The following is a 14,039-nucleotide window of genomic DNA, read 5'->3' as shown; positions in this document are numbered from 1 at the left end:
TTTTTGAAAGCGCAAACAATACCATTTTTCTGCAAAATCGATTCCGCACTCATACTTCTTTCTGGTGTATAAAGATTACGCTATTGCTGTATCTTCTCCCCCAATTTTCTTTATTTCCACTCGTTTAATTTGATGCATATCTTTTTCAAGAACTTTGAAAACCCATCCATTTGTCTCCATGATATCACCTTCAGTGATTGTTTGTTTTTGCATCATGATCCACCCCCCAATCGTATCTACATCATCAGCAACTAGATGTAAACCAAGCAAATCATTCACTTCACTAATGAGTACTTTTCCATCAATAATTTTATATGTTTCGCTTATATGTTCGACAGGCGGATGTTCATCTTCATCATATTCATCTCGAATCTCACCGACTATTTCCTCCAAAATATCTTCAAGTGTCACAATTCCTGCTGTTCCTCCATATTCATCATATAAAATTGCAAGCGGTATTCGTTTTTTTTGCATTTGCAATAACAAATCATGAATTGGAATGTTTTCTAGCACTTCAATAACAGGTCTTGTATACGAAGTAATGGAGCGGTCTTCCTCTTGTTCACCATCCATATAATGAATAAATAAGTCTTTTACATTGACCATCCCAATAATTTCATCTTTATCTTCTCCAAATACAGGATACCTTGTATACTTTTCTTGTCCAATCACTTTAATATGTGTCTCAAACGGTTCATCTTCATATAAACCGACTATTTCAGTACGCGGAACCATAATTTCTTTTGCTAACCGATTATCAAATTCAAAAATATTATTTACATACTTAAATTCCGCTTGATTAATTTCTCCGCTTTCATAACTCTCCGATAAAATAAGTCTTAACTCCTCTTCTGAATGTGCAACTTCATGCTCAGAAGCAGGATGCAATCCAAATATACCAGTCACGAGGCGAGCTGAACTATTGAGAGCCCAAATAAACGGATACATAATACGATAAAAATAAATAAGCGGCTGAGATAGTAACAAACTTACTTGTTCCGCTTTTTGAATGGCAAGTGTTTTCGGGGCCAACTCTCCAATCACGACATGCGAAAATGTAATAACAGCAAAGGCAATAATAAACGAAACTGTACTTGCAATCGCAGGTGAAAGTTCCATCTTTAAAAATAACGGTTCCAATAAATGCTTTATCGTCGGTTCGCCTAACCACCCTAGTCCTAAAGCTGTAATTGTAATTCCAAGCTGACATGCAGATAAATATTCGTCTAAATTTGAAATCACTTTCTTAGCTGCTAATGCCCCTCGTTTTTTTTCTCCTACAAGCTGATCCACGCGACTACTGCGTACTTTTATAATTGCAAATTCAACTGCCACAAAAAAACCAGTTAATGCAATAAGAATAACAACCATGATTAATTTAGTAATTTCCAAAGAACACCTTTAGCTTTTCTTAGCTAAAGTTACACCTCCTTTTTAAAAGAAGTTTTTTCACAATCAAAACAAATGATTGAATAAAAAACGAATGGAAGTTTCACTTTGTTCTTATTCTCTTCATTTGTTAAAAAGCAAACCTATATAAATTTCCCCAATTTTCAATCCTCATATAACTCCAATGGTAAATCATCTGGATCTTGAAAAAACACAAACTGTTTCCCTGTTATTTCATCCACACGTATTGGCTCTGTTTTTATTCCGCATCGCTTTAGATGCTGGACAGCTTCTTGTATATCTGTAACTGCAAATGCTAAGTGTCTAAGACCAGCTGCTTCAGGAAAACTTTTCCGTTTAGGAGGATCTGAAAATGAAAATAACTCAATTTGATACTGTCCTCCTACACATAAATCTAATTTATAGGAATCCCTTTCTTCCCTGTAAACTTCATTCAACACCTTAAATCCCAATATTTCGGTATAAAATTTTTAGATATTTTATAGTTAGAACAGATAATTGCAATATGATGCACTTTAGATATATCCACGCTCTACGCCATTCCTCTCGTTATCAAACATGCATATTCTCCCTCAAAATGAAAAACCTATGTAACAGAACATCTCATAAGGAGGTTTACTATGAAATTTGTTACTTTTTTTCTCGGCCTTGCCGTTGTTTTCTTTCTTGCCTTTATCGCAAGTAATAATAAAAAGCATATTAAATTCAAACCAATTTTCATCATGCTTATTATACAGTTGATTTTAACTTATTTGTTATTAAATACAGAAATTGGACTTGTGCTTGTAACCTTGATTTCTAATTTATTTACGAAGTTATTGAACTATGCTGCATCCGGGGTGAATTTCGTATTTGGTGGTATTGCGAATAAAGGCGAAATGCCTTTCTTCTTAAATGTTCTCTTGCCAATTGTCTTCATTTCTGTCCTAATTGGTATTTTGCAACACTTTAAAATATTGCCATTTTGTATTCGTTGGATTGGGTTTTTCCTTAGCAAAATAAACGGACTCGGGAAACTGGAATCTTACAACGCCGTTGCCTCCGCTATTGTAGGCCAATCAGAAGTATTCATTACCGTAAAAAAACAGCTTGCGCAAATTCCAAAACATCGCTTGTATACACTTTGCGCTTCTGCCATGTCGACCGTATCGATGTCAATTGTCGGTGCTTACATGACAATGATTGAGCCAAAATATGTAGTAACCGCTCTTGTCTTAAATTTATTTAGTGGCTTTATTATCGTACTCATTATTAATCCGTATGATGTTAAAGAAGAAGAGGACATTCTAGAAATTAAAGGCGAAAAGCAAACCTTTTTTGAGATGCTCGGAGAATATATTCTAGATGGATTTCGCGTTGCTGTTGTTGTTGGCGCTATGTTGATTGGATTTGTTGCCTTAATTAGCTGTATTAATGATTTATTCCATCTTATTTTTGGAATTACATTTCAGCAGTTACTTGGTTATGTTTTCTCACCTATCGCTTTTCTTATTGGTGTACCAAGTAAAGAAATTGTCACAGCAGGAAGTATTATGGCTACAAAGCTTGTAACGAATGAGTTTGTAGCCATGATGGATCTCAGCAAACTTGCAACCAGTCTCTCTCCTCGTACAGTAGGTATTATTTCAGTTTTCCTTGTATCCTTTGCAAACTTCTCTTCTATCGGAATTATTTCTGGTGCCGTTAAAGGATTAAATGAAAAACAAGGGAATGTCGTTGCTCGTTTCGGTTTAAAACTGTTGTACGGCGCAACACTCGTCAGCATTTTATCCGCAATTATGGTAAGCATTATGCTATAAGAAGGTAAATTTTTATCCTTTTTTTTATTCATCCTTTTTGTATACAATACGGCTAGATGTCTCATAAATAATCGAGACATCTATTTTTTATACATGTACAACAATATCTATTTAGCGTACAATATCTTTTATGTGTCTCGTTTACACATTATAAGAAAATATACAAATTGAATGATTTGAAGGAGAACTAAAGAATGAATTCAGATGTAGAAAACAAAAATAGAACTTCAAAGAGGCGATTTAAGAAAAGACGCCTACTATGGTTTGTTCTCATTCCATTACTCATTGTAACAATTGGGGGTGGAAGCTATTTCTTCCACATATACAGTAAAGCAAAATCAATTGTAAATAATGCATATTCCGAACTAGATAGAGGAGATAAATCTGATAAACGAGATAAAGCTGTTAAACCGATGACCGACAACGTTTCTGTCCTTATTATGGGAGTAGATGAAAGTGACCTTCGTGAAAAATCTTACGGCAAAGCAACACGTACAGATGCATTATTGCTTGCTACAATTAATAAAAATGATAAATCAGTAAAACTTGTTAGTATCCCCCGTGACTCTCGCGTATATATTAACTCACGTGATAAACAAGATAAAATCACACATGCTCACGTATTTGGGGGCGTAGATAGTACAATTAATACAGTCGAACACTTTTTAAATGTTCCTGTCGACTACTATGTAAAATTTAATTTTAAATCATTTATAAAAATTGTCGATTCTCTTGGTGGCATCGACGTAGACGTTCCTGTTGAGTTTACAGAACAAAATAGTAAGGATGAGCCTGGTGCCATTCACCTAAAAAAAGGACGCCAACATTTAAATGGCGAGGAAGCACTTGCTTTAGCAAGAACACGTCACATTGATAGTGATTATATGCGTGGTCAGCGTCAACAACTTGTTTTGGAAGCAATTGCTCAAAAAGCACTATCTATAAACTCTATTAATAAAATTGGCAGCTTATTAGATGCTGTTGATCATGATTTAAAAACAAACTTAACATTTGATGACATGATGACAATTACGACAAACATTATGGGATCAAACTTAAGGATGGATAAACTCCAAGTAAAAGGTAGCGATAAATATATCGGCGGCATCTACTACTACATTCCTGATGAAAAAAGTGTACAGGACATATCCAAAACATTAAAAGAACATCTCGGTGTTACGAATAAAACTGAACATAAAAAATTATAATAAAAAGGCTGCTAGGACTTTCCCAGTAGCCTTTTTATTATAATTTCCAACAAAATACTTCCATTTTTTTACGCAAATAATGACAAAAAGAGACAATTATTACAACAATGTAACGTTTTTTATAAAAACATTACACCGACGATTAAAATAATAGTATACTAGTACATAATACTATTTTTATCATTCATACATAAAAAACGAATACATATAACCTTATATATTAACTTTTTGGGGGGAAGTAAATGAAGCTACGTAACTTACTGATTGGTTCTGCTGTCGCAGGTGGAATATTGCTATGTGCAGGTGGGATTGGTGGTTATCAATACGTTTCTAAGTTAAACAAACAACTCGATACAACCGTATTACCGCACACTACATTTGAAGGTACTTCTCTTGATGGTAAAAGTAAAAAAGACGTGCAAGAAATTATTCAACAAAAAGTAGATGAATTAAACAAAAAATCTCTTAACTATGCATTACCGAGTAATACACAAACTTATACGTGGAAAGACTTAGGTGTTGAATATAAAGAAAAAGACATTTTCGAAAAAATCTTTAACGAGCAAAAAGGGAATGTTATGAATCGCTATAACATGCGAAAACAAGCTGAAAACGGCGAGTTAAAACGTGAATATAAACTAACACCAGAACTGAACTCAACAGCTTATGAAGCTTTTATAAAAGAAAAATATAACGAAACATTAAAGGAACCTGTAAACGCTGAATTAAGTGTTTCCGGAACAACAGTAAACATTAGTCAAAGTCAAAATGGCGAAAAAGTTGATAAAGAAAAATTAAAAGAATTAACAGCAAAAGCAATTACTACTGGTACACAAGATATTCAACTTCCAATTGCATCCACAAAACCCGAACGATCTACAGAAGATATAAAAAACATGGGTATTACACAAGTGATCGCTGAATATTCTACTCCTATGGCTGGTCGAAACGGGAGCCAATCCTTTAATGTAAACAAATCTGCTAATACTTTAAGTGGAGCACTCGTAGCACCTGGTGAAACATTTAGTTTCAATGAACGCGTCGGTATTACAGATGCTGCGCATGGCTATAAATCCGCTGCTGTATATTTGAATGGTAAAGTTGTCCAAAGTGCTGGTGGGGGTGTGTGTCAAGTTAGTAGTACGCTATATGGTGCAGCATTACGTGCTGATTTAGGAGTTGTTGCTCGTAGTAACCACTCTATGCCTGTTCATTACTTACCACTTGGCCAAGATGCCGCTGTAGCAGATTATGGACCGGATCTAAAATTCCAAAACAATACGGGAAAATATATTTACATTCAAGCCTTCTCTAATGGTGGCAGTATAACTACACGTATTTTCGGCACACCTACTGGTAAGGACGTAGAAGTTTCATCAAAAGTAATTAGTGATACTGGAAATAAAATTACAGCTGTTACATATAAAAAAGTAACACAAAACGGTCAAGTGATCTCAAATGGCCAAATCTCAAAAAGTGTATACAAAAAGGCGTGATGATTCACGCCTTTTTGTTTTGCAGTAAACGTATAAATGCCTCTATATGTTCCCTTGCCTCTTCTAACGACCATATACGGTTTCCTTGTTTAGCCGCTAATAAACATCCTTCTTCCCATGCCTTCGCTTGCTTTATATGTAATAGCTCATGTTGTAATTTAGCAACCGTTTCTTGCTCTTCTTCCTCTAAGAACTCAGTCATTACATTGATTATCTCATCCTCATGCACACTTAACGTACAATATGTTTTTAAGAAATATTGAAGTGTTGGATACATACTACTCTCCCTTTCTTACTTGTCTGATGGATAGGAAGTAATGATTTTAAATCCTAATGACCCTGATTTATCTCTTGCTAAAACAGTAACTGTATTCATAAGCTTATCTTTTACACTCATATCTTTCTTTAATACCGTTTTTCCAACAGGGAACGAATGCTTCGTATTTAATACAAGACGATTTTCTTTGGAATTCTTTAACCACTTCTCAATTTCCTGCTCATGCTGCTTCAAACTATCTTTAACAGCTTTTGTTGCCGTCTCTTTATCGTAGTATGTACTGGCGGCCGATACTTTATCTGTACGTAATCGTTCTTTTAGCTGATCTTCTGTCTTTCCGACATGACGTTCTATCGTATGACCATTTTTCGGCGGTCCTTCCATTTCATCTAAAATATTATCATTAATTTTCCCTATTGATGCTGAATCGCTTCCTTTTGGACTTTCTTTTTTCTGTTCTTGTCCTGCACAACCACTTAAAACAAGTATCATCGCAAGTAAGCCGCTTAAGAAAATACTCCATAATCGTTTCATCATATCACCTCTTTCATGATTATCGTTATAACTTCACAAAAAGTCAATTTTATATAAAAAAAGCGTACACCAATGATTTGCATGTCGCTTAACAACGAAAAAACTCATTTATTTCATATTACTTGCACAGAAAAGGGTTGAATCAGTCCGTCCACATAATACCGACTTTCTTAAATGTTTTTTTCTAATCTATACTCGATCTTTTTTAAACATTTTACAACTTTCTCAGCTTCTTCCTATCCATGTATGGAATTACCTTCTCTTGATTTAAGAAATAACCGAAAATATACCCCCTACCTTCCGTACCGTATACCTGTAATGGGTATATTTTTAGGTTTTTATTATGAAAATTTATATTTTCTATTAAAATCTACACTTGCCTATACTGATTAAATGTGGTGTAATGCAAAAAAAGACAAAGGACTATAACGATATGCAAGAAATGATTCACAATTTACTCACAGAGCATTACACGATTGCAATTCCACTTAGTATTCTATTCAATATCATCATCAGTTTGGCAGGCTTTATTCCAAGCATATTTTTAGCAGCAATCAACATACAGCTTTTTGGCTTAACAGACGGAACAATAATTTCGATCGCAGGCGAAGTATTGGGAGCAATTGTTTCATTTTATTTCTATCGACTAGGTTTTCAAAAATTGGCCCATAACAAAATAAACAACTATCCAAAAGTAGAACGTCTTCTTTATGTACAAGGTAAAGAAGCATTTTTTCTCGTTCTATCATTCCGACTTGTCCCATTTATTCCATCTGGCATTATTACCTTATTTGCTGCGTTAGGAAAAATGTCGTTATTCTCTTTCAGTATTGCAAGTGCAATAGGAAAAGTACCAGCATTATTCATTGAAGTGTATTCTGCATACCATGTAATGAACGGAACAAGCGAAGCGAAGTGGATTATAACGATTGCTGGTTGTATCGGAGTATTATATGTATGGAAGAAGTGGAAGAAAAAATAAAAAAAAGGAGCAATTGCTCCTTTTTTATTCTCTATCAAAGGGAGTTGCTGAAAACATTCATTTCACCATAAAAAAATCCCTTATATTTTGAACAAAGGTTGATCAAAACATAAGGGATTTATAACTTATCTTTCAAAAATTTTATAAAAAGATTGCTTATTTTAACAGGAAAATAAATTATAATAACTACCACTTCTTTATAAGCTTAGAAATTCTCTTTCTATACTATTTTGTTCTAAACGAATGGTAGTAGGTTGCCATTAATGTCATTAGCATTGGAATGGTAATGACAAGGGAAAATAAGAAAACTATCGAAAATATTGTACTTAATACCCCTGAACTTACCGAATGAACGAAATAACTTACAATCAGCATAGCCATACTAATTGCAACTGCTGACATAACTGGTTGTCTAAGTGTTTTTATTTTCTCCTGTTTTGTTTCTTTATCTGTATAAATTGGTTTTGTACCAGGTTTGGCCTTAAATAGGTGCACATCATAATAACTCGAACAAACATATTCCCAACCTGCCAATTCAAACACTTCAATATATTCTTCTAATTCGTTTTCTGCTAATGGTCTTATATCAAGACTAAATATAGTATCTTCAGCAACGCCCTTTTCTAATTCATATCCCATTCGTTTAAAGCGTTTCACAATCCATCCTTTTGCAGCATACTTTCTTAGCTTTTTTAAATCTTGTTCTTCTGAAAAAGCAATCCCATTTGACATTATGTATTTTGTTTTCCCCATTTTAGTTCTCCCCTTTTAATCCATTTTCAGCAAAATCAAGCATCGTTTTACGTCTCAAAATATCCTGTTCCAACACTTCCCTACCTTTATCTGTCAAAACATATACTTTTCTACGTGAGTCTGAATCATCAAATAATTCAATGTAGGATTCGGTTATTAACTTTTTAATAATTGTATATAGTGATGCAGGCCCAATTACTACTTTCCCCTTTGTTAATTCTTCAATCAAGCTCATCACTGCATAGCCATGTCTTGGTTTTGTAAATCCTGCCATAATATAAAACACAGAATCGGTTAACTGTTCTAATGATTTCATTTTCTCCCTACCTTCATTATATCACTTTATGATATATCTAAAGATAATATATCATAAAGTGATATAATGAACAATAAAAAGATGGAATGAATATTCAATTTCATTCCATCTTTAAGGGCAATCCTTATCAAACTTTATTTACAATCCACAGGAGTGGAACCTATTTTACACCAACTGCATCATATGACTGCTTCACTGCTGTAACTTCAGCAGAGCTTGCACCATATAAATCAGCTGCAGCTTGTACTAAGCCAGCACGAGCTTGACTAAATGTAGTAGATTCAGTGAGGTATTGTGTATTTGCACGATAATAAATTGCACCTACTTTATCTTTACCAATACCATTCACTGTTACACCATAATGCGTACCACCATTTGCAAGTAAGTAAGCCGCTTTATTGATAATACCGCTGTTCGTATGAACGCCACCATTATCACTTGAACCAGTATAACGCTTAGAATAATGGTCTGGATCACCATATTTTGTTGGGTCACTCATAGAACGAAGTGCATCCCCCGATGTACCAGGCGTATAAATATCCTCTCCAATTTCCCAATCTGGATTACGATTATCACTGTACTCTACTAAAGTACCGAAAATATCAGAAATCGCTTCATTTAATGCTCCTGACTCATTTTGATAAATCAGGTTTGAGCTATATTCTGTAACCGCATGCGTTAACTCATGCCCAATTACATCTAATCCACCTGATAATGCAGTAAATGTATAGCCATCCCCGTCTCCATATACCATTTGTGAGCCATTCCAGAATGCATTATTATATCCACTACTGTAATGAACCGTTGATTTTAACGGTGCTCCAGCGTCATTAAATGAATTACGATTGAACGTCTTTTTATAATAATCATATGTTACTCCTGCATAATAATGAGCATCTACCGCTGCCGCATCACGGCTTGCATTGAAAACGTTATCTGTATCTGCCCACAACGTTCCTGGTAACGTAGTGCGATTCTTCGCATCATATGTGAAAATCTGCGCTCCACGTGTATTATCTTGTAAATAATAAGTAGATCCAGATAATGTTGTATTAATAGATTTTGTATCTCCTAGTACACCTTTACCTGTCCCAACTTTATTTGTTCCTGTAACAGGTTTTGCAGCTGCTTTCGCATCTTGTTTTGCAACCTCTTGCTTAACTGGCGATTTATTCTCATCTGTTACATGATCAATTGTATTGTATTTATTTAACACTTTACCGCTATCTGCCTCAATGAAATAATAATAGTTACCTGGCTTCGGATCTAAGAAATTTAATTTCACAACATATGCATAAGTTGTATCCTCACCGTTTTGGTATACATATAAATCCGCTGATGGCTCTACCTCATATTTAGGGGTTAACCCTAGATCTTGCTGTGCGATTTCAATCGCTTTTTTACCTTCAATCTTATTTTTATTTTTTAATTTTTCTTTTTTATCTAGATCCGGTACAACTGTTCCAGATAATACTTTTAATGAACCATCTTTACTAACATGCGCTAGTTGGGTAGACCCCCATACCGGTGTACCTTCATATACTTGTTGCATACGTACCACTGTTGCATCAGTTACAGAATCCTTTTTCACTTGTTTCACTTTGAAAGAATCCTCTGCACTCTTTTCTCCTAACTTATACTCCTTTTTTGCTGCATTTAAATAATCAAACACAACAGATTCTGCTTTCTTTCCAGTTGCTCCTGTTAAATCTCCAGAGATAAACTCAGGTGACTGCACTGCTTCATTGTACTTTTTCGTAGAGAGCACGTTCTTTGAATCTGCAAACGCAGAGCTTGTCCCTCCAAATGTTGTAACTGCCATTCCTGCCGCTAATACAAATGCTAAACTCTTCTTTTTCATATAACCTTCCCCCTAATAAAAAATTTTTTGAAAAAGAGTAGTTTTATATTATCATCTAGTTTCCACTATTTATATACTAAAAATTCAAAAAATTCTTTTCTCAAGTTTTGTAGAATTTTGGGGAACAATTATTGAAAAAGGCCCTTTCCAATTTGGAAAGGGCCTTTTGGTTATTATTATACATTTACTGTTTGTGATAAATTAGAGTCTAATCCAAAAGTATCAGGTTTACTCGTATATTGCACACCACCTACCACGGTAAATACTACTGCGACCACTAAAATTCCTGCTAATATTTTTTTCATTTTAACCCTCCTTATGATCTTCTAACACTTCAATAACTAACTTATAATATCGATTACTTTCTTCAAAATGTAGTAACCGAGCGAAATATTCCGCAAGCTCTATATATACTTTCTTTAATTCAATTTTATTTCCTGCCGACTTATAAAAAGGAATAGCTTCTGCTTCCAAAAATGATTTATAGGCTTTTGCGTCTTCAAAATATTTATACCGAAGCATGAGAAGTAGATATAATTTTGTATTAAACCTTTCTTCCTGCTTAGCAGCAATAACTCCCTTATCAATCCATTCTTTCGCTTCTTCTAGCTGCTCTAGTTTAATGCATTGTAATGCCATTTCATATAATGTATCTATATAATTTAAATCTATTTGATTCTGAAATTGCAAACTTTTTAAATAGCATTCTTTCGCTCGCTGATACTGTCTTTTTTTATAGTATATATTTCCAATATTACTTAAAGTAATAGCTATAAGTACATCTTCGTCTGCAAAAGATGATGCTTCTCTCAATATACTTTCGTACATTTCCAAAGCCTCTTTATATTGACCTTTTTCCGCATAACTTAGTGCAATAAGAATTTGACAGTTAATCACATTCCTAAACTTGTATTCACCTCGAAATCCCTCTAATGCAACATTAGCAAAATGCAGTGCAAGATGATGAATTTCTAAATGAGTATATGTAAGAGCAATATTATAATAAATCCCAGTTTCATAATACCCTTGTTCTTTAGCCATCACTTCTGTCTCTAGTAAATAATCGAGGCCATCTTTCCACTTATATTGCAAACAATATAATATCCCTCTACTATACGTATATAACATTTTTTGAAACGGAGAATACTTCTTATACATTTTTCTCAACTTCTCTAGTTCTTCTTCAAGCGCAGGAAGATCTCTTTTCATAATTAAATAACGAGTATAGAGTAATTTATAATAGTTTATGATTTCAAAATCTAAAACATGCTTCATTTCACCTTGTAACTCATTATATATGCGTTCAACTTGCCCTTTGTCCAAATGAACTAACGCGTTTAACCAATCATCTAACTTCTCTTTCACTTCTTCTTCTACATCTCTCAAATCCGACACAGCAATCTCTAACCTCGCGCAGAGCAGCTGCAAGATTTCTTCCGATGCTTCTATCTTTCCATTTTCAATCTTACTTAAATATGAGACGGAACAAATGCCCTGACATAATTCTTCTTGTGTCATTTTTTGCTGCAGTCGCTTATAAAAAACTTGTTTCCCGATTTTCTCTAATGTTTGTTGCATTGTCCTCCTCCATTCTCATTTACCCCCACTACTTTAATAATACATAAAAATGCCAAAAATATAAATTGATAAATGTAAATTTTCTAAACATTTTTCACCTTTTGTCGCTATAACTGTTATATTATATGTATAACAGTTATAGCGACAAAGGAGGTGCAACATGTTTATAACGATTAACATACAGTCTGATATTCCAATATACGAACAACTCGTTCATCAAATTATCGAAGGAATTGCCAAAGAAGAACTAAAAGAAGGCGAAACTTTGCCTTCTGTTCGATTACTTGCTTCTGATTTAGGTGTAAATATGCTCACTGTTAATAAAGCGTATCAACTGCTAAAACAAAAAGGATTTATTCAAATTCATCGACAAAAAGGAGCTACTGTAAATACAACACAATTACATGATAACTCCGCATTTTTTGAGAGGAGTGAACTGACTCTACAACCATTTATAGCAGAAGCAAAATGTCGTGGTATTTCAAAAAAAGCACTCTTGCAATTTGTACAATCTTTAGCGAATCATTTTGAATGGGAGGAAACAAAACATGGACATATGGATTAATATCATTCTATTTGTAGCGATACTAGCACCATTTTTCCTCATTATTACTTTTACGCCACAAATGACTCCAAATATATATAGTTTTGGTATCCGAATCCCCGAAAACGCATATAGCTTAGATGAAATTGTCCTCTTGCGTAAAAAATTTCGGAACACCCACTTGCTTTTCAGCTTGTTATTTACAATCTTTTTCATCAGTATTTCAGTATATTTTTCAAATGAAGCAGCACAAGCAACAGGCCTTATTATTTGTATTATCGGATTTCTAATTGCCGATTTTTTTATTTATTTACATTGTCATAAAAAAATGAAAGTCCTCCGAAATAATATGAATTGGGCTATTGAAAAAAAGCAACCTATTGTAATTGATACATCTTTTCGAAATGAAAAATTAACCTATTCTAACGGATTATTTTCCATTCATGCATTCATATGTTTTATAACAATTCTTATTACTATCTCGTTCTATCCTGAATTGCCAAATCAAATTCCAACGAAATTCAATTGGGATGGCACTATAACAACCTATAGTGAAAAAACAATCGGGCTTTTCTCTGTTTTTCCACTTATTCAATTCGTAACAATTCTGCTTTTTATGGGTATCAATATACTATTAAAACGCGCTAAGCAACAACTCAATGTTCAAAATGCAGATGCATCTAAAATTTCTAGCATTCAATCCCGCAGAAAGTGGTCATTATTTATGATTGGATCTTCCTTGCTGTCTGTATTTCTATTCACTTTGTTCCAAATTTCTTATATCGTTCCATTTTCACCTCTTAAATTAATCATTAGCACCATTATCATAACTACAATAACAATTACTTGGGCAATCATTATTGCACGAAAACCAATAAATCAAGGTACTTTATCAAGCAATGAAAATTTTTCTATTCAACAAGATGATGATCATTTTTGGAAACTGGGACAATTTTATTACAATCGAAATGATCCTACACTCATGTTAGAAAAGCGCTTTGGACTTGGATGGACTTTCAATTTCGCTCGCCCCATAGCATGGGGGATTTTATTCGGTCCTCTCGTGCTCATTTTGGGAATTGTTCTATTAACTGCATAATCCCGGGTAAAATCTACTCTTTATTGAAGTAGCTGCTTTGGCATAAAGTGAAACTTTAATCAGTGGGGGCTTCATTCTCCTCTGATTATTAGCCGGACAATGCTTTCGTTGAATTTTGAGGTGAAAGTATTACTGCCGGTTAATGCGGGATAAACTACAAATAAACGATATAATATAACCAA

Annotated in this window: 14 protein-coding genes and 1 pseudogene; 6 read left to right on the top strand and 9 right to left on the bottom strand. The window is 34.0% G+C overall.

Features of this window, described 5'->3' with window-relative positions; genetic code table 11:
- Window positions 1-75: 75 nt before the first annotated feature.
- A complete protein-coding gene (locus tag QRY57_RS04870; protein ID WP_286016785.1) occupies window positions 76-1,392 on the bottom strand; it encodes a hemolysin family protein in 1,317 nt (438 codons plus the stop codon).
- Between the two features lie 161 nt (window positions 1,393-1,553).
- A pseudogene (gloA2, locus tag QRY57_RS04865) lies at window positions 1,554-1,939 on the bottom strand (SMU1112c/YaeR family gloxylase I-like metalloprotein).
- A 91-nt stretch (window positions 1,940-2,030) separates the two neighbouring features.
- Between gloA2 and QRY57_RS04860 the strand changes: the two are divergent.
- The 3 genes from QRY57_RS04860 to QRY57_RS04850 all read left to right on the top strand — a co-directional run bounded on the left by QRY57_RS04860 (window position 2,031) and on the right by QRY57_RS04850 (window position 5,913).
- Entirely contained in the window at window positions 2,031-3,209 is a 1,179-nt protein-coding gene (locus QRY57_RS04860; protein WP_286016784.1) for a NupC/NupG family nucleoside CNT transporter, read from the top strand.
- Between the two features lie 194 nt (window positions 3,210-3,403).
- Window positions 3,404-4,417, top strand: coding sequence for an LCP family glycopolymer transferase (locus QRY57_RS04855; protein ID WP_286016783.1), 1,014 nt, complete (start codon window positions 3,404-3,406; stop codon window positions 4,415-4,417).
- Window positions 4,418-4,659: 242 nt separating this feature from the next.
- Window positions 4,660-5,913 (top strand): VanW family protein, encoded by a 1,254-nt coding sequence (locus QRY57_RS04850; protein WP_208018401.1) that lies wholly within the window; start codon window positions 4,660-4,662, stop codon window positions 5,911-5,913.
- A 4-nt stretch (window positions 5,914-5,917) separates the two neighbouring features.
- Here the strand turns inward: QRY57_RS04850 and QRY57_RS04845 are convergent, their stop codons facing one another.
- Together QRY57_RS04845 and QRY57_RS04840 are read right to left on the bottom strand one after the other, a co-directional pair.
- On the bottom strand, window positions 5,918-6,190 hold the full coding sequence (locus QRY57_RS04845; RefSeq protein ID WP_208018400.1) for a hypothetical protein: 273 nt from the start codon (window positions 6,188-6,190) through the stop codon (window positions 5,918-5,920).
- A gap of 15 nt (window positions 6,191-6,205) precedes the next feature.
- Window positions 6,206-6,724: an RNase A-like domain-containing lipoprotein gene (locus tag QRY57_RS04840; RefSeq protein ID WP_026593930.1), complete on the bottom strand. Its 519-nt coding sequence runs from the start codon at window positions 6,722-6,724 to the stop codon at window positions 6,206-6,208.
- 433 nt (window positions 6,725-7,157) lie between these two features.
- Between QRY57_RS04840 and QRY57_RS04835 the strand changes: the two genes are divergently transcribed.
- Window positions 7,158-7,706, top strand: coding sequence for a TVP38/TMEM64 family protein (locus QRY57_RS04835; protein WP_286017805.1), 549 nt, complete (start codon window positions 7,158-7,160; stop codon window positions 7,704-7,706).
- Window positions 7,707-7,931: 225 nt separating this feature from the next.
- Here the strand turns inward: QRY57_RS04835 and QRY57_RS04830 are convergent, their stop codons facing one another.
- From QRY57_RS04830 to QRY57_RS04810, 5 genes are all read right to left on the bottom strand, one after another.
- Window positions 7,932-8,459: a DUF2812 domain-containing protein gene (locus QRY57_RS04830; RefSeq protein ID WP_286016782.1), complete on the bottom strand. Its 528-nt coding sequence runs from the start codon at window positions 8,457-8,459 to the stop codon at window positions 7,932-7,934.
- Window position 8,460: 1 nt separating this feature from the next.
- On the bottom strand, window positions 8,461-8,775 hold the full coding sequence (locus tag QRY57_RS04825) for a PadR family transcriptional regulator (RefSeq protein WP_016115627.1): 315 nt from the start codon (window positions 8,773-8,775) through the stop codon (window positions 8,461-8,463).
- Between the two features lie 160 nt (window positions 8,776-8,935).
- The gene (locus QRY57_RS04820) at window positions 8,936-10,636 is read right to left on the bottom strand and encodes a M4 family metallopeptidase (protein WP_090692923.1); all 1,701 of its coding nucleotides are present in this window, start codon (window positions 10,634-10,636) and stop codon (window positions 8,936-8,938) included.
- A 176-nt stretch (window positions 10,637-10,812) separates the two neighbouring features.
- The gene (locus QRY57_RS04815) at window positions 10,813-10,941 is read right to left on the bottom strand and encodes an NprX family peptide pheromone (protein WP_090692926.1); all 129 of its coding nucleotides are present in this window, start codon (window positions 10,939-10,941) and stop codon (window positions 10,813-10,815) included.
- A 1-nt stretch (window position 10,942) separates the two neighbouring features.
- Window positions 10,943-12,214, bottom strand: coding sequence for a helix-turn-helix transcriptional regulator (locus tag QRY57_RS04810; protein ID WP_026593935.1), 1,272 nt, complete (start codon window positions 12,212-12,214; stop codon window positions 10,943-10,945).
- A gap of 160 nt (window positions 12,215-12,374) precedes the next feature.
- Between QRY57_RS04810 and QRY57_RS04805 the strand changes: the two genes are divergently transcribed.
- Complete coding sequence (locus tag QRY57_RS04805) at window positions 12,375-12,779, top strand: GntR family transcriptional regulator (RefSeq protein WP_286016781.1); 405 nt, start codon at window positions 12,375-12,377, stop codon at window positions 12,777-12,779.
- Window positions 12,763-13,857, top strand: coding sequence for a DUF1648 domain-containing protein (locus QRY57_RS04800; RefSeq protein WP_286016780.1), 1,095 nt, complete (start codon window positions 12,763-12,765; stop codon window positions 13,855-13,857). The genes QRY57_RS04805 and QRY57_RS04800 overlap by 17 nt, the downstream gene beginning before the upstream one ends.
- Window positions 13,858-14,039: the final 182 nt, after the last annotated feature.

The sequence above is a fragment of the Bacillus arachidis genome, assembly GCF_030285945.1.
In the GTDB taxonomy this organism is placed as follows: domain Bacteria; phylum Bacillota; class Bacilli; order Bacillales; family Bacillaceae_G; genus Bacillus_A; species Bacillus_A arachidis.
Note: the sequence above shows the minus strand (reverse complement) of the source record. Positions and strands in the feature narration are given on the sequence as shown.

Excerpts from the sequence above, each read along its gene's own strand:
- QRY57_RS04835 (WP_286017805.1), top strand. The coding sequence starts at position 7,158 with ATGCAAGAAATGATTCACAATTTACTCACAGAGCATTACACGATTGCA.
- QRY57_RS04825 (WP_016115627.1), bottom strand. The coding sequence starts at position 8,775 with ATGAAATCATTAGAACAGTTAACCGATTCTGTGTTTTATATTATGGCA.
- QRY57_RS04850 (WP_208018401.1), top strand. The coding sequence starts at position 4,660 with ATGAAGCTACGTAACTTACTGATTGGTTCTGCTGTCGCAGGTGGAATA.
- QRY57_RS04800 (WP_286016780.1), top strand. The coding sequence starts at position 12,763 with ATGGACATATGGATTAATATCATTCTATTTGTAGCGATACTAGCACCA.
- QRY57_RS04810 (WP_026593935.1), bottom strand. The coding sequence starts at position 12,214 with ATGCAACAAACATTAGAGAAAATCGGGAAACAAGTTTTTTATAAGCGA.
- QRY57_RS04845 (WP_208018400.1), bottom strand. The coding sequence starts at position 6,190 with ATGTATCCAACACTTCAATATTTCTTAAAAACATATTGTACGTTAAGT.
- QRY57_RS04855 (WP_286016783.1), top strand. The coding sequence starts at position 3,404 with ATGAATTCAGATGTAGAAAACAAAAATAGAACTTCAAAGAGGCGATTT.
- QRY57_RS04820 (WP_090692923.1), bottom strand. The coding sequence starts at position 10,636 with ATGAAAAAGAAGAGTTTAGCATTTGTATTAGCGGCAGGAATGGCAGTT.
- QRY57_RS04830 (WP_286016782.1), bottom strand. The coding sequence starts at position 8,459 with ATGGGGAAAACAAAATACATAATGTCAAATGGGATTGCTTTTTCAGAA.
- QRY57_RS04860 (WP_286016784.1), top strand. The coding sequence starts at position 2,031 with ATGAAATTTGTTACTTTTTTTCTCGGCCTTGCCGTTGTTTTCTTTCTT.
- QRY57_RS04840 (WP_026593930.1), bottom strand. The coding sequence starts at position 6,724 with ATGAAACGATTATGGAGTATTTTCTTAAGCGGCTTACTTGCGATGATA.
- QRY57_RS04815 (WP_090692926.1), bottom strand. The coding sequence starts at position 10,941 with ATGAAAAAAATATTAGCAGGAATTTTAGTGGTCGCAGTAGTATTTACC.
- QRY57_RS04805 (WP_286016781.1), top strand. The coding sequence starts at position 12,375 with ATGTTTATAACGATTAACATACAGTCTGATATTCCAATATACGAACAA.